Raw genomic sequence first — 14,966 nt, 5'->3', positions numbered from 1 at the left:
AAATAGCGCTGGGTGCCGGGCAAATTGCGACTCGCCGCCGCTGCGCAGCAAGTTGATCGGAGCATCCTTAAAGGCCGTTAGCAATGTGAATACCGAAATACTTGAGTCTCTGAGGGGCATGAATGCGATTGACCAGGAACAAATTGATCATTTGATGATTAAGCTGGATGGAACCTCTGATAAATCCAGGCTTGGAGGAAACGCGATCTTGGGCGTGAGCCTCGCCGTTGCCAGAGCGGCGGCTTCTGCGCTGAACTTGCCCTTGTTCCAATATCTGGGCGGCGAGCAAGCAGCAAGAATGCCCGTCCCGATGTTCAATATTCTCAATGGCGGTGTTCACGCCAACTGGCAAGGCCCTGACTTTCAGGAATTCATGATTGCACCTACAGGGGCTGGCAGTTTCAAGGAAGCCTTGCGATGGGGCTCCGAGGTGTACCACGAGCTGAAAGCGGTGCTTAAGGACGCCGGCTATTCAACAGCGGTCGGAGATGAGGGCGGCTTTGCGCCGGCACTCAAGAAAAACTCAGACGCCATTGAGCTGATCATCAAGGCAATCGAGAGGGCTGGTTACACCCCTGGATCTCAGATCGAGATCGCTATCGATCCAGCATCCAGCGGCTTCTATGAAAACGGCCTTTACCATCTGCGCTCTGAGGGTCGTAAGGTCGATGCTCAAGAGCTGATTAATCTCTATTCCTCCTGGGTCGACAAGTATCCGATTGCGGTACTGGAAGATGGACTCGCGGAAGACGATTGGTCAGGCTGGAAGCTATTGAATGCAGCTCTGGGTGACCGGATCGAGTTGGTTGGAGATGACCTATTTGTCACCAATGTCGAACGGATTCAGCGAGGCATCACAGAAAACGTCGCCAATGCCGTATTGATCAAACCTAATCAAATCGGAACGCTGACTGAGACCAAAGCCGCCATCGAAATGGCCTATGGGGCAAATTGGGGGGCGATGGTTTCTCATCGTAGCGGGGAGACGGTGGACAGCTCCATCGCTGATCTGACTGTCGCGATGGGGACTGGCCATCTCAAGACAGGAGCTCCATGCCGGGGGGAGCGGGTCGAGAAATACAATCAGTTTCTGCGAATAGAAGAGGATCTTGGCAGCCGTGCGTTTTATGCAGGACATGATGCATTCGTGCGCTGACGGCCTATCGCCGGTAAACCTGTTGGACTGGTTACCGTAAAAAAACGAACCACGTATAGCTGTTGGCAAAAACGTCAGTGGCATTGGCCTTTCCTAGACGCTTGGAGATATGAGCATGAGCTACACGGATATTCCAGCTGGTAACGCGATCCCCGATGACTTCTTCACCGTTATCGAGATTCCTGCAAACCACTCGCCGATCAAGTACGAGGTGGACAAGCCAAGTGGACAGATCTTCGTTGATCGCTTCCTCAGCACGCCGATGTTCTACCCGGCTAACTACGGGTTCATTCCAAATACCTTGAGCGATGACGGCGATCCTTTGGACGTCCTCGTGATTTGCCCTTACCCGGTATCACCTGGCGTTGTCATCCGCAGTCGCCCAGTAGGTGTGATGTACATGACGGACGAAGCTGGTGCGGATGCCAAGGTAATCGCAGTGCCTCATGAAAAACTCAGCTCTATGTACAGCAATGTAAAGGAATGCTCTGACCTCCCTGCGTTACTCCTCGCACAGATTCAGCACTTCTTCGAAAACTACAAAGCGTTAGAGCCGGGTAAGTGGGTGAAAATGGGCCGCTGGGGGAGCGCAGACGAAGCGCGGGAAGATATTCGTAAATCGGTAGCGGCCTATAACCTGAAGAAGGAGGCTTCCAAGTAGTGTTACTCAATCAGAAAAGCGCAGAGCAGGAAATTTCTCTTAAGGTAAGAGAAGACTTTTTGCTGCTGCCGAAAACTGCTGAATTGACGCGCTGGGTAATGGCCCAGTCCACGGGCGAAAGAACATTACCGTATTTCGATCCACTGGATGGCGGCGTCTTCGCAAGGGTATTGATCTTGTTGGAATCGCCCGCTCGAACGGTCAGTCTTCCACGGTATGTCTCAAGAGACAATCCGGGGCCTGCACAACGCAACCTGAAAGGTTTCATTGAGCAGGTTGGACTGGCACGTCACAAAACCGTCCTTTGGAATTTGTACCCTTGGTTACCAGATCTCGATAAGCCCAAGGGTCCGCTCCGCAGAGCGCAAATTGAGGAAGGTATCGAGATGCTGATCACGCTACTGACGCTTTTCCCTGATCTCGTCACTATCGTGTTTGCCGGACGTGTTGCCCAGAAAGCCATACCGCGTGTTCGGCTCGCCTTCCCTAATTTTTCATTGCTGGAAATGCCACACCCAAGCCCCCTTTCCGTTTGCACTCACCCGAATGTTAGGCAGCGCATTTTGTCCACACTGCGTCACGCCAAACAGTCGATCAAGTAGCCAAAGGCTCAGGTTTTGCTCGCCTTGCTCAGCGAGTGGATACACGGCGAGACGAACAAGTTGCCGCGATAGGCACCAGCCAGGGTTTTAGCCGCGACGATCATCCACATGACAGTCAGCATCAACACCAGCACCACGCCAAAGAAGCTAAAGAACGTGAGGTGCAGCATAGAGCCCAATTTGAGGGTTGTTACGGCGTACACTCCCAGCGGAAAGGTGAAGCCCCACCAGCCGAGGTTGAAGGGAATGCCCTCCCTGAAGTAGCGCCCGGTAATTAGCAGCGCCAATACCATCCACCACAATCCCAGCCCCCAGAACAGCACACCACCGATCAAGCCAATGCCCTCGGCTACGCCGCCGATGCTTGCCATTCCATGGGCAGCAAAGATTGCTGGAGCATCGTTGCCCAGCAGCAACATCCCCAAAGCCCCGGTACCGATCGGCCCTAAAGACAGCCAGCTCGATGCTGCCATGCTTTCATGAGGTAGTTTGTGCAGAGCCATGCGCAGTAACAGGATCACCAGTATGCTCAAGGCGACGGGCACCGAGTAGGCCCACAGCACGTAGCTGGTGATGAGCATGGTGAACTGTGCGCTCGCATCAGCGAGGTGCGGAGCCAATAGACCGCCACTGGCGGCAGCCACCTCAGCCGCAACTACTGGCAGCAGCCATACCGCTGTCATCTGATCAATGCTGTGCTGCTGGCGAGTAAACATCATATACGGGATCAGCACCCCGCAGGCCAATGCCATGGTGACATCGATCCACCACAACACTTCGGCTAAAGCGACTACCCCACCCCCCCAGCGTGGCAAACCATAAAGGAGAAAACCGTTGATGATGGTCGCCAATCCCATGGGGATAGTTCCAAAAAACATCGATACAGTGGAGTGGCCGAAGATCTGTTTGGCCTCATCGAAGAACAATACCCAACGGCTCGCGTACATCAGCGTAAACAGGCAAAACAGCACGATATTAAAAAACCACAAGGCTTCCCCTAACGCTTTGGGCCACTGCGCAACAAAGGGCAGTTGGCCCAGAGCCAGCGCCAGAATCCCGGTGCCCATCGTGGCGGCGAACCAGTTGGGTGTGAACTGCCGGATCGCTTCTCGTGGATTGGACAAAGCCGCCAGTGGATGGCTGCCGCCCATTATAGCTGCGAGTCGTGTCTCACTCATTTTCGCGCTCCCGCTTCAGTGTGCCTTCGATATGACATGGTTGAAGTATAGCTTGATGGGAATAGCGGTAAAAACGGATAGTATAGGTTTATATGACCTATAAAGAAGGTAGATTACATGAAGCTAAGCCTACGCCAGCTACAAATTTTCTGCGCCGTCGCGCAGCACGGTAGCACCACCAGCGCCGCCATTTCGGTGTCACTGTCCCAATCTGCAACCAGCGCCGCACTGAACGAGTTGGAAAGCGCCTTGGATACCAGGCTGTTCGACCGTGTAGGCAAGCGTTTAGTGCTGAACGATAACGGCCATGCCTTACTGCCTCAAGCCAGAAGGATGCTTGAGAATGCACAACAGATAGAGGCCAGTTTCTTACCCGGCCATGCCGGGCTGAAGACACGCTTGCGGGTAGGATGCAGTACCACGATAGGCAATTATGTTCTGCCATTGATTCTCGGTGAGCTACGTCAATCAACACCACATTTGAGGGTCGATGTCGACATGGCCAACAGCATGGCTATCGCAAGAAGAGTCGCTGATTTCGAGATTGATATGGGCCTGATCGAGGGGCCTTGCCACCTGCCCGAACTCAGTGCCGAGCCTTGGCTAATTGATGAGTTGCTTATTGCCGCAGGCCAACGGCACCCCTTGGCACTAAAGCAGCAGGTCACACTTGATGATCTTCGTACCGCTGAATGGCTACTGCGCGAGCCAGGTTCTGGTACCCGTGAAGAAGTCGAACAATTGCTGCTGCGTCATTTGCACGATCTCGCCGAAACGCGCCAGATCGGCAGTTCAGAGGCCATCAAGCATACCCTCGCACAAGGCATCGGCATCAGTTGCCTGTCCCGCTGGGTCGTTCGGGATCTACTGGCCTCTGAAGTCTTGGTTGAACTGCCGCACGCGTTGCCTGCACTGACCCGACGTTTTTTTCTGATCCGTCACCGGGACAAATACATCTCGCCTGGGCTTGAGCGATTCTGGGAAAAATGCAGTCAATTCGTGAGCCAGGAGTAGCTAGACCTATTTATAAAACAGGTAAGAGCTACCAAAACAAGTTGTTTCCGGAATTTATCAACGACGCATAAAGTCAACTCATTGCCCTGCAGCGATGAACGAGTTGTATATGCCAAGGCGCGACTGGGTGCCTTGCTTACCCTATGAGGAAATTCTGATGAATGTGATAAAGAAAACCGTCACAGCCCTGACGTTGGGTGTTGCGTTGGCCGCATCGATGAGCGCGTGGGCCGCGCAAGATCGCTGGACGTTTGACGGCGATATTCACAACAACTCGCTGGCCGTCAGCCCAGATGAAACGACGGCGGTGGTCTCTTACAGTCAGCGTCCAGATGTAGTGGTTTATGATTTGAAAACCGGTAAGGTTCGCCAGGTTCTCACCGGCTACGTCACGCCGCGAAATATTGTGTTTTCGCCAACTGGCGATGTGTTCTACCTCTCCGACAGCAGTTTGGGGGTCGTGCGCAAGATTGACACCAAGACTTTAAAAGTGATCGCAGATATTCCGTTGGGCGCAGGTGCTTTTGGTACCACACTCAGCAAGGACGGAAGCCTGCTCTACGTCAACAATGAAGCGGCCAGCACGCTGTCGGTCATTGACCTTGATCACCAGCGGCCAGTAGCTGTGGTACCTGGCTTCTCCCAACCGCGCCAGGGCATCCGAGTAAGTCCTGACGGCAAAACCGTCTATGTCACCAACTTTCTTGGGGACAAAATTACCTTGGTCGACAGCAAGACCAATACGATTGAAGGTGAGATCACTGGCTTCAACAAGTTGCGCGCCATCTCCATATCGGCGGACGGCAATACGCTGTACGCGGCTAACAGCGGCAGTAACAGCATCGCAGTTGTCGACACTCAAAAACGCGCCATCACAACCACCGTCATTGTTGGCAAAGACCCCTACGGCGCAGCCCTCACTCCAGACGGGCTGCACGTCTACTCGGGTAACCTCGGTGACAACAGCCTTTCAGTGATCGACACCAAAACGCTGAAAGTGACCACCACTGTGACCGGTTTGAAGGCACCCCGCCAGGCCATTGTCTTCACCAAAGACAAGTCGAAGGCGTATGTCCTCAATGAGGACTTGAGTATCTCCACAGTCGATCTCGCCAGCAACAAGGTGGTGTCGACGCTCAAGGCCGACTGATTGAACAGCGCAGGCCTTCATGGGGGCCTGCTGATACTCCACGACCAAGTGAATAATAATGAGTGAAAATGATGAGTCCTGGATGATGGATCGCCGTCGCTCATTGAGATGAGCCAATGATGCTTGACCGTGAGCGTCGCTTTGCTCAATTGAGGAAGGCACAGGGTCCGGGGGGGGGGAGAGCCCAGCATTCCAGCAAAAAATGATATCGGGACGTTTTTTCTATGGAGTCGAATTAACCTGTTTGTGGCTCGTCTATTGTCTGATCGCTTGCCGTTTCAGAGGCAGGTGGGTCTTCTAAAAATTAAAAATGACCAAAGGAAATACATATGTTCAAAAAGATGATTCTCACCGTCGCTGTTGCCGCCAGCTGCATGTCGGGTTTGGCGCTCGCCGATGCGCCAGTCAAGCTTGCTGAAACGGACAAGGGAAAAGTACTCGTAGACGCAAAAGGTATGACTCTTTATACCTTCGGTAAGGACACCTCGGGCAAGTCGGTCTGCAATGGGCCATGCGCTTCAAACTGGCCACCTCTACCGGTATCCGCAGACGCGAAAGCGGGTCATGATTACTCTGTCATCACTCGAGACGATGGCACAAAACAATGGGCATACAAAGGCATGCCACTTTACAGCTGGGTCAAAGATACCAAGCCAGGGGATACAACCGGTGACGGCGTCAACCAAGTCTGGCACGTTGCCAAGCCGTAACGTCAAATAATTAATAGGCTGGCTTACGCCACTGGCTTTGTCAGTGGCGCAAACCAGAAGAATACACACCTGATATTTTCGCCAACATACAGCCGCCGCGCCTCATAAATCTTTGATGGATCATTTCAACGAAAAATGGGGCCGAGGTACGGTACACCTTGGACGTATTCCCGTAACGCCAGCCTGAGGATTTCGTTTGGCCGGGAGTCTGTGACGATGCGCATGGTGGTTCCATCCAGCCGCTAGTGGACCGATATTCTGAGGCAACGCCAATTAGAACGGTAGGGCATCGTAAATATGCGGGCGAAGGTCTGCTTATGGCCGAAAGCTGCCGTTAATAAGCCGACCAACAGGCGTCGCTTTGTTGGTTGGTGCGCATGGCTTACAACTCAAACAAGGGTATGGTTTTGGGCGTATCAAATCGGCCCGCACAGCGCTACCTTCAGCATCTAACAAACGTACGCTGAGGAGTCGAAACAGTGGAGACTGAACGAGGTGTTGAGGAACGGAACGGTCGATGGTCGATCGTTGCCGGACGTGCTGTATGCACTGGCTGCATGGAAAGCCAAGCGCTGGAAGACTGCGAAAGCCCCTTTCTACATGCCGACACCTGTCCAGCCAGCGATGTGGAAGGTCATCATCCATGGGCAGCGTTGCACCACATCCTTGGCAGTGCGCGTGGGTGAGCTGCCGCTTAGGCCTCGATCACTTCAATTAATACTTCACTTTATAGGTGGGTGAATCCTCCGGCCGGTTCTCCCGCCGATCGTAGATCTTGGTCGTGCTGATGTTGGCATGACCCAGCCAGGCCTGGACCTTGGCGATATCGGCTTCATGCTCCAAGGCGTTGGTGGCTGCCGTTGCTCGGAGTCCATGAACCCCAAGGCCGTCGACCTCAATCCCGGCCTTTTTCGCGTAGGCCGTGACGACGGCATAGATGCCGTTTGCCGTGATACCGGCGCCGGTCAATTTACCTCGCAGCGGCATGAACAGTGGCACCTTCCGTTCGGCCAGATGATGCTCTGAGTTTTCCAGGTACTGATGAATACGCCCGGCTGCGATCGGGTGCAACGGGAGGTATCGCACCTTGCCGCCCTTGCCGTGAACCTTCAGATGCTGAATACCGCGGCGCTCCTGAATGTCGCTCACCTGCAGCAGCGCCGCTTCTTCACGGCGCAGTCCGTGATAGAGAAGAACAGCCAATAGCGCCCGGTCGCGCTGCCCTTTAAGTGTTGTTTCATCCGGCGCCTCGAGCAGCGCCTTCGCCTGGTGGTCACCCAACGCCGGCGTCTTGCCTTCATTGCTTTCTATCCTGGGACGTTTTACCCCATGCACTGGATTGCCGCCGGCGATCGCATTGTTCTCCAGGAGGTGATCAAAGAGGCTGGCCAGCGCGGCCAATTTGCGCCGGATCGTGGCTCCGGCCAAACCGCGATGCTCGAGGTGGGCTCGCCAGGCTAAAACATGCGATCGGGTCACGACCCGAAATTCATCGGCCGAAGCCAAGCCGATAAAACTACAGAAGTCTTCCAGGTCGTTTTGGTAAGCACGTCGTGTTCGAGGGTTGTCCAGGTTGGCAAACCACTCGACCGCGGCTGGAACCTTGGCCAGCGTCTGAAATTCGACCGCAGTGAGCCGGCGCTGATCATTCGTATGGTTTTTCGTCAGTTCCTGCATATCGTTCTCATCATTGGCTATCCTGCAATCGCTCTCAAAGCTTTCGGTCACAAAATCATCGCTATATCAGTCCGCCGTTGCTAAAACCGATAAACGGCAATAAGTGGTGATAACGTATTTTATCACCTCTTTTTTCTGTTCCAGGACTGGTCAGTTGCTTTTTCATATTAGGCGTCCTAAAGCTCAGAGCTTTTCAGCACTGACCTTGATAAATCCGACCGCTGCACTATGGTTAGCTCTCTAAGCGGCACGCTGATACGAATGACTGGTCGTGTTTGAAATCTCATAAATAGAAGGAAGCACTTAGATGCGAGCTCTGCGAGTACATGAAATTGCGTTTGATGTAAAAGACACATCCGATCATGACGTCTTGGAATGGAAGCTAAAATTGCCAAAAAATATCCAAGACGAAGATGCGCAACGTATCGGTTATGTATTCGTCTCACTGGAGGATGGAACTGCAGAACTCTATAAAGTTAATGAGTGGAATAGAAAATTAATCACCGACGAATACCCCGAGAGATCCGAATGGACTCTCGAAATGGGCTCTTCAAGAGGGCTAAATAAGGAAGCCGCATCCTCACTTATAGACACTTACGTAGCCGGAACGGACCTAGATGACACGCGCCAAAAGAGATTTGAACTTGCATTGGAGAATGGCCGAAAAGCGCCAGACCGATTCAACGAAGCTGGTTTGAAGAATCACTCGATGTCGTTTAAAGAAGCAAAGGCAGCGGTGGCAAATTTCTACTCAGTAAATGCCGAACAGATACAAATTCGCATTACCGGCTGACCCCCTATTATTGATATCCGCTTCAGAACTGAAACGTTAAGCCAGCGGCATGCCATCCTTTGGAAAAACCCGCTGGACCAATATAGGGTTTCCTGAGGTACGTCAAACGTCAATCGGGCAGTGTTCTCCTTTGGGTCAAAATACTCATCGGAGTCCTTATGCGTTTGTATCTGTGCGAGAAGCCCAGCCAGGGTAAAGACATAGCCGCCGTGCTCGGAGCCAAAACACGAGGTGACGGCTGTATCAAAGGCAACGGCGTGGCCGTGACCTGGGGAATTGGGCACTTGCTGGAAACAGCTCCTCCTGATGCCTACGGCGAGCACCTGAAAAACTGGAGCTTGGACACACTTCCAATCCTGCCTGGGCAATGGAAAGTGATCGTCAAGTCGAAAACAGCCAGTCAGTTCAAGATCGTCAAGCAACTACTCAAGCAGGCTACCGAGCTTGTTATTGCGACGGACGCTGACCGCGAGGGGGAGATGATCGCGCGCGAGCTGATCGATTACTGTGGGTATCGTGGACCGATTCAGAGGCTTTGGCTTTCGGCACTGAATGAAGCATCCATCCGCCAGGCACTCGGCAGCGTAAAACAGGGCTCTGAAACCTACCCTTTGTATCTCTCCGCGCTCGCTCGCTCCCGAGCGGACTGGCTGATCGGCATGAACTTCTCTCGTTTGTTCACGCTACTCGGAAGACAGGCCGGATACACGGGCGTGCTGTCTGTTGGACGTGTGCAAACCCCGACCCTTCGCTTGGTGGTCGACCGGGACCGGGAAATTTCAAACTTCATGCCTAAACCGTTCTGGAGTCTAGAGGTTCAGCTCTGGACTGCAGGCCACTCGTTTATGGCGAAATGGGTCGCCGATGAGTCGGTAGTCGATGAGGAAGGGCGATGCCTTGATCAACGTGCTGCAGCTGCTGCTCTTGCCACGCTGAAAAATAGCCAGATTGCCATAGCTACTTCGGTGGATACCAAGCGTGAGAAGGATGCCGCGCCACTCCCTTTCGATTTGAGCACCCTGCAGGAAGTGTGCTCAGCCAAATTCGGGATGGGGGTGCAAGAGACTCTGGACGTCGCCCAGTCACTCTATGAAACCCACAAGGCGACGACTTACCCTAGGACAGATTGCGGTTACCTGCCAGAGAGCATGCTGGATGAGGTGCCAATGGTCCTCGATGCTTTGAACCGTACTGATCCTGCTATCGGTAAGACGCTGCACCTAATCGACCCGGAGCAGCGTTCCCGTGCATGGAATGACAAAAAAATTACTGGTCCCCACCACGGAATAATCCCCACGCTTGAACCAGCAAACCTTGCAACAATGTCTGAAAAAGAACGCAAGGTCTATGAATTGATTCGCGCTCACTTCCTTGCGCAGTTCCTGCCAACCCATGAGTACGACCGGACCGTGGTCACGTTTGAATGCAACGCAGTTTCCCTCCATGCCGTGGGCAAGCGAATTGTGGTCCCAGGCTGGAAAATCCTTTTCTCCACATCGCCCGAGGATGATGTAGAGGTTGAAAGTGATGCAAGCGGGGGGCGCTCTCAGACACTGCCCATGCTACAAAATGGCGCTCGGTGTGACATTCAGGACCTGCAGCTTAAAGCGCTTAAAACCGAACCGCCTAAGCACTACACCGAGGGTACTTTGATCAAGGCGATGAAGACAATTGCCAAGCTCGTCAAGGATCCAAGGCTGGCTCAGAAGCTTAAAGAAACCACAGGAATTGGAACTGAGGCAACTCGGGCCGCTACCATTCAGGGCTTGATTGATCGAGGCTCTTTGACCAAGAAAGGTAAAGCATTACGGGCTACTGAAGCAGCGTTTTCACTAATCGATGCGGTCCCTCCTGCTGTGGCCGATCCGGGCACCACTGCGATCTGGGAGCAAGCGCTTACGATGATCGAGCAAGGCACCCTGACGCTCGACGATTTTATCGCCAAGCAATCGAGCTGGATCACCAGGCTCGTCGACCAATACAAGGGCACCACCTTGTCGATCAAAGTACCGGAAGGTCCCAAGTGCCCTTTGTGCAAAGCTCAAACCTCGCAGCGTAAAGGATCCTCAGGTGTTTTCTGGGCGTGTTCCCGTTACCCTGAATGCAAAGGTACGGTGAACATTGGTACAGGGAAGAAAAAATCGGCAGGCAAGTCTGCCAAGCCGCCAGCCGCTACAGTCAAAAGCAGCTAAGAGGCTGGTTATAGCGGGGTTACAAATGATGTGCGACAATGGGGCTAATACCAGTTCCACCCCGCTGGTCACTGACGGTCATCAGTGACACCCTGGAGAAGTCGGCCTTGCCTTCATTCTCCAACCCCAGAGTACGCTAAGCATCGGGAGGGGCGTACAGATCTTGTTGTGAATTCTCCCTGTGTCTCCCTGTTCAGTAGCAGACACGCAGCCGTCTAACTCGTGAAAGCGGGTCCAAAGGCACAAAGAGTTCATGGAAGGTTCGATGCACAATAGTCTCAGGGCCGCACTGGTGTTGCGGTCCACTCTTTTTAAATTCCCTGCTTTTTCGGAAGGTAACCTGGTCATCCTGCAGTGCGCAGGATGCCGAGGTTACCTTCCGAGGTAGCCACTTTTCGCTGCCGGCGCCCACCGGTGAAAAAACGGGCTCCTTTTGTGCGCGAATGCGTGCCTTATGATAACTGGCCCCCAGCCACGACAATGGGCCGGGTGATGTTGATGAAGCAAAGCGAGCAGTCAATGCCCAGGGACTCTCGTCGAGCTCGCGCTCACAGGTGGCATTTTTAACAGCAAATTGTAGAGTGTACGTCGGCTGAGAGTTATTACTGGTTAGTGTGATAACTCTCAGCACGATTTTCTACAGCGCTGCTGCTTACGGAGAAATCCATCTTCTTCTGGCCTCGCCGTCGCGCGGCTGAGTCCTGAATCGCTCGCATCCTCAATAGCAGCTTATAGCTACTGGTTGAATTTGCGTAAGCGTCCGGCGAACTCACCTTCCAAACCCCAGCAGGGCCTTTTACGTGTCGGCGTAGTAGATCCGAGGCCGTTGCTTCATAAGAACACTCCTCTTGCTGGGTTACCTTTAGACCGTTGCGTCTACCGGTTGAATCCACAGCCAAAAGCAGACATTGATAAGGGTGTTGATCAACTGCTGGAGGTTGTCGGTCACCAATGAGAAAATCGCAACCAATGCTGGATTTGACCGCAGAGTCCCCTAAACCTTGTAGCGGAGAGCATTGACCATCAGTGCAAAGGCTGGCAATGACTGCCTCCGGCTCGGGTAGTAAAGGTGATATCCGGGAAAAGTTGGCGACCAGTCTTCAAGAACACGGATCAACCGACCATCCTCGACATATGCCTGGACAAGATCCTCCGGTGCATATGCCAACCCGTATCCTTGCAGAGCGGCGGCCATTATTTGGGGTGAGTTGCTAAAGATCATCTGGCCAGACACCTGAACCTGTAGCGCCTTGCCTGCCTTGGAAAACTCCCATGCATACAAACCACCATGAGTGGGCAAACGCAGGTTCGCGCAGTTATGAGTTGTCAGGTCTTGGGGAATCTGTGGTTTCGCACGATGAGCAAAGTAACTCGGCGCTCCCACCACAGCCATTCGAAAGTCAGGGGAAATCCTGACTGCGATCATGTCCTTTGCCACTTGATCGCCTATACGCACTCCGGCGTCGAAGCGTTCAGCGACGATATCGATTAACCGGTAGCCGATGTTGATCTCTAGAGTCAGATCGGGATATTCCGGCAGCAACCTAGAGAGTTTCGGCCAGAGAATGCTAGATGCCGCATGGTCGGGCGAGGTGATCCGGATAGTTCCGGCCGGCTTGTCACGCAGCTCTCCTAACGCAGCAATTTCGGTTTCTATCCCCTCGTAGTAAGGCACAAGGCTGACAAGCAATCGCTCGCCGGCTTCGGTCGGCGACGCGCCGCGTGTGGTGCGGGTCAGCAAGCGGATACCAAGACGTTCTTCAAGACTGCGGATGCTATGGCTAATAGCTGATTGGGACACACCCAAATGTGCCGCGGCTCTGGTAAAGCTGCGCTCGCGCGCAACGGTGATGAACACCGCAAGGCTGTTGAAATCGCTCTGTGCCATTATGAATTAACCTCATACCGGTTATCACAGTATGCCACTTCTTGAATGGGCCATATGTTTCTAAAGTAGCTGCATCCCCAATAACCAAACAGTTTGTGGGTTGGTTTCCAATACCCACAAAGGAGATGGATGATGCAAAAGCGCAAAATCGGCAGCAACGGCCTCGAAGTTTCAGCCATTGGCCTGGGCTGCATGGGCCTGACATTCGGCTATGGCTCCGCCACTGACAAAGCGGACGCAATCAAACTCATCCGGGCGGCCTTTGAGCGTGGCGTCACCCACTTCGATTCGGCAGAAGCCTATGGGCAAGTCAACGAAGAAATGGTTGGCGAAGCCGTTCAACCATTTCGCGAGCAGATCGTCATCGCGACAAAATTCGGTTTTAAGGACGGCAGCCCCGCCGCAGGGCTGGACAGTCGACCTGAGCGTATCCGTCAGGTGGCGGAAGAATCACTCAAGCGCCTGAAGACCGACTGCATTGACCTGTTTTATCAACATCGCGTCGATCCCAATGTTCCTATGGAAGATGTTGCCGGGGCCGTGCGCGACCTCATCACCGAAGGCAAGGTCAAATACTTTGGCATGTGTGAAGCCGGCGTAGACGCTATCCGTCGCGCCCATGCGGTGCAGCCGCTGTCGGCACTTCAAAGTGAGTATTCGATGTTCACCCGTGAGCCTGAACAGGAAATTATTCCAACCCTCGAAGCGCTCGGGATTGGCTTCATTCCCTTCAGTCCGTTGGGCAAAGGTTTTTTGACCGGGAAAATTGATGCCGGCACGACCTTCTCCAATGGTGATGTCCGGAACAATCTGCCTCGTTTTGCTGACGGTGCCCGCGAGGCCAACCACCATCTCGTCACCCTGATCGGTGAAATCGCCCAACGCAAGCAAGCCACCCCCGCCCAGATTGCGCTGGCTTGGCTGCTGGCACAAAAGCCGTGGATTGCGCCTATACCAGGTACAACCAAGCTGCATCGCCTTGAAGAGAACGTAGGCGGAGCAACCGTGGAATTGACCGTAGAAGACCTTCGCGAACTTGGTGAGGTTCTGGCCAAGGTGCCTGTACAAGGTGAGCGTTACACCGCGCAGATGATGAAAACCATCAACCGTTAATCGTTCTTCAGCGCCTGACGGTGTTTCTTCGGGGGCACCGTCACACCCTCGTTTCCCACTATCCACCTGCACGAGCGAGCGATCACTATGAAGTCAGACGAAGCTAACTTCGCCTTACCGGCATTTGCGCGCTACACCCAGAACGTGCTTCTGGAAGAGATATGGCAGCGACCGCAACTGCTGCCCCGGGATCGCAGCATCGTGACTGTTGCCGCCTTGACTGCGCGGCATCAGCCAGCCGAAATGGCTCGCCAATTCAACTTGGCGTTGGACAATGGCGTTACGCCGACCGAACTGGCTGAAGTCATCACTCATTTGGCATTCTATTCAGGCTGGGGCAATGCGACATTGGCGGCATCCATCGCGAAAGAGGTTTTTGAGACTCGCGGTATCGCACCAACCGCATTGGCGGATGTAAAGGGCAACCTGCTACCAGTTGATGAAGCCTTTGAAGAGGTGCGCGTGGCGGCGGTAGAACAGATGATCGGCCCTGCATTCGACGCGCTCGCAGGCTATACAACTTCGGTACTGTTTCATGACCTGTGGCTGCGCCCGGCACTGACTCCCCGTGACCGCAGCCTGGTCACGGTCGCGGCTCTGGTTGCAGTGGGGCAAGCCGCTCAAATCCCTTTCCATGTGAACAAAGCCATGGATAACGGTCTGACCCAAATTCAGGCTGCCGAAATAATTACGCATCTGGCCTTCTACGCCGGTTGGCCGAGCGCAATGTCGGCGGCGGACATCGCCAAAGGAATATTCGAAAAGCGCTCCGAGTAAATTACTTGGCAAATCTGGCGCTGTGTGTCGAATGGCCGGACGTGAATCGGTCATT

The 14,966-nt window shown here is 53.7% G+C and carries 13 protein-coding genes; 10 read left to right on the top strand and 3 right to left on the bottom strand.

The window, feature by feature from the left end:
- The 3 genes from eno to BUB69_RS17530 form a co-directional block, all read left to right on the top strand.
- Nucleotides 1–1,156, top strand: a 1,156-nt coding sequence (gene eno, locus BUB69_RS17540; protein ID WP_245825292.1) for a phosphopyruvate hydratase, incomplete at its 5' end; no start/stop codon positions are given.
- 115 nt (nt 1,157–1,271) lie between these two features.
- Nucleotides 1,272–1,817: an inorganic diphosphatase gene (gene ppa, locus BUB69_RS17535; RefSeq protein WP_003317533.1), complete on the top strand. Its 546-nt coding sequence runs from the start codon at nt 1,272–1,274 to the stop codon at nt 1,815–1,817.
- Nucleotides 1,817–2,419, top strand: coding sequence for a uracil-DNA glycosylase (locus tag BUB69_RS17530; protein ID WP_003317532.1), 603 nt, complete (start codon nt 1,817–1,819; stop codon nt 2,417–2,419). Before ppa ends, BUB69_RS17530 begins: the two co-directional genes overlap by 1 nt.
- An 8-nt stretch (nt 2,420–2,427) precedes the next feature.
- Here the strand turns inward: BUB69_RS17530 and BUB69_RS17525 are convergent, their stop codons facing one another.
- Complete coding sequence (locus BUB69_RS17525; protein WP_010428856.1) at nt 2,428–3,597, bottom strand: TDT family transporter; 1,170 nt, start codon at nt 3,595–3,597, stop codon at nt 2,428–2,430.
- Nucleotides 3,598–3,714: 117 nt separating this feature from the next.
- Between BUB69_RS17525 and BUB69_RS17520 the strand changes: the two genes are divergently transcribed.
- The 3 genes from BUB69_RS17520 to BUB69_RS17510 all read left to right on the top strand — a co-directional run bounded on the left by BUB69_RS17520 (nt 3,715) and on the right by BUB69_RS17510 (nt 6,471).
- Complete coding sequence (locus tag BUB69_RS17520) at nt 3,715–4,611, top strand: LysR family transcriptional regulator (protein ID WP_003317531.1); 897 nt, start codon at nt 3,715–3,717, stop codon at nt 4,609–4,611.
- A 157-nt stretch (nt 4,612–4,768) separates the two neighbouring features.
- Nucleotides 4,769–5,761 (top strand): beta-propeller fold lactonase family protein, encoded by a 993-nt coding sequence (locus tag BUB69_RS17515; protein WP_003317529.1) that lies wholly within the window; start codon nt 4,769–4,771, stop codon nt 5,759–5,761.
- A 329-nt stretch (nt 5,762–6,090) separates the two neighbouring features.
- Nucleotides 6,091–6,471, top strand: a complete 381-nt coding sequence (locus tag BUB69_RS17510) for a COG4315 family predicted lipoprotein (RefSeq protein WP_003317528.1) — start codon at nt 6,091–6,093, stop codon at nt 6,469–6,471.
- A gap of 714 nt (nt 6,472–7,185) precedes the next feature.
- On the opposite strand, the gene BUB69_RS17500 is transcribed toward BUB69_RS17510, so the two are convergent.
- Nucleotides 7,186–8,148, bottom strand: a complete 963-nt coding sequence (locus BUB69_RS17500; RefSeq protein ID WP_003425065.1) for a tyrosine-type recombinase/integrase — start codon at nt 8,146–8,148, stop codon at nt 7,186–7,188.
- A gap of 307 nt (nt 8,149–8,455) precedes the next feature.
- Here BUB69_RS17500 and BUB69_RS17495 point away from each other — a divergent pair, with 307 nt between their 5' ends.
- Nucleotides 8,456–8,941 carry a hypothetical protein gene (locus BUB69_RS17495; protein ID WP_073168917.1) on the top strand — a complete coding sequence of 162 codons (486 nt, stop codon included), beginning with the start codon at nt 8,456–8,458 and terminating at the stop codon, nt 8,939–8,941.
- A gap of 158 nt (nt 8,942–9,099) precedes the next feature.
- Nucleotides 9,100–11,133, top strand: coding sequence for a DNA topoisomerase III (locus BUB69_RS17490; protein WP_073168915.1), 2,034 nt, complete (start codon nt 9,100–9,102; stop codon nt 11,131–11,133).
- A 994-nt stretch (nt 11,134–12,127) separates the two neighbouring features.
- On the opposite strand, the gene BUB69_RS17485 is transcribed toward BUB69_RS17490, so the two are convergent.
- Nucleotides 12,128–13,021, bottom strand: a complete 894-nt coding sequence (locus BUB69_RS17485; protein WP_073168913.1) for a LysR family transcriptional regulator — start codon at nt 13,019–13,021, stop codon at nt 12,128–12,130.
- A 132-nt stretch (nt 13,022–13,153) separates the two neighbouring features.
- Here BUB69_RS17485 and BUB69_RS17480 point away from each other — a divergent pair, with 132 nt between their 5' ends.
- Together BUB69_RS17480 and BUB69_RS17475 are read left to right on the top strand one after the other, a co-directional pair.
- The gene (locus BUB69_RS17480; RefSeq protein WP_073168911.1) at nt 13,154–14,134 is read left to right on the top strand and encodes an aldo/keto reductase; all 981 of its coding nucleotides are present in this window, start codon (nt 13,154–13,156) and stop codon (nt 14,132–14,134) included.
- A gap of 87 nt (nt 14,135–14,221) precedes the next feature.
- Nucleotides 14,222–14,911 carry a carboxymuconolactone decarboxylase family protein gene (locus tag BUB69_RS17475; RefSeq protein ID WP_073168908.1) on the top strand — a complete coding sequence of 230 codons (690 nt, stop codon included), beginning with the start codon at nt 14,222–14,224 and terminating at the stop codon, nt 14,909–14,911.
- Nucleotides 14,912–14,966 lie beyond the last annotated feature (55 nt).

The organism is Pseudomonas asturiensis, assembly GCF_900143095.1.
In the GTDB taxonomy this organism is placed as follows: Bacteria; Pseudomonadota; Gammaproteobacteria; order Pseudomonadales; family Pseudomonadaceae; genus Aquipseudomonas; species Aquipseudomonas asturiensis.
Note: the sequence above shows the minus strand (reverse complement) of the source record. Positions and strands in the feature narration are given on the sequence as shown.

Bases quoted from the DNA above. Each gene is read 5' to 3' on its own strand.
- BUB69_RS17520 (WP_003317531.1), top strand. From the start codon at position 3,715: ATGAAGCTAAGCCTACGCCAGCTACAAATTTTCTGCGCCGTCGCGCAG.
- BUB69_RS17500 (WP_003425065.1), bottom strand. From the start codon at position 8,148: ATGCAGGAACTGACGAAAAACCATACGAATGATCAGCGCCGGCTCACT.
- BUB69_RS17490 (WP_073168915.1), top strand. From the start codon at position 9,100: ATGCGTTTGTATCTGTGCGAGAAGCCCAGCCAGGGTAAAGACATAGCC.
- BUB69_RS17525 (WP_010428856.1), bottom strand. From the start codon at position 3,597: ATGAGTGAGACACGACTCGCAGCTATAATGGGCGGCAGCCATCCACTG.
- BUB69_RS17510 (WP_003317528.1), top strand. From the start codon at position 6,091: ATGTTCAAAAAGATGATTCTCACCGTCGCTGTTGCCGCCAGCTGCATG.
- BUB69_RS17475 (WP_073168908.1), top strand. From the start codon at position 14,222: ATGAAGTCAGACGAAGCTAACTTCGCCTTACCGGCATTTGCGCGCTAC.
- BUB69_RS17485 (WP_073168913.1), bottom strand. From the start codon at position 13,021: ATGGCACAGAGCGATTTCAACAGCCTTGCGGTGTTCATCACCGTTGCG.
- ppa (WP_003317533.1), top strand. From the start codon at position 1,272: ATGAGCTACACGGATATTCCAGCTGGTAACGCGATCCCCGATGACTTC.
- BUB69_RS17480 (WP_073168911.1), top strand. From the start codon at position 13,154: ATGCAAAAGCGCAAAATCGGCAGCAACGGCCTCGAAGTTTCAGCCATT.
- BUB69_RS17515 (WP_003317529.1), top strand. From the start codon at position 4,769: ATGAATGTGATAAAGAAAACCGTCACAGCCCTGACGTTGGGTGTTGCG.
- BUB69_RS17495 (WP_073168917.1), top strand. From the start codon at position 8,456: ATGCGAGCTCTGCGAGTACATGAAATTGCGTTTGATGTAAAAGACACA.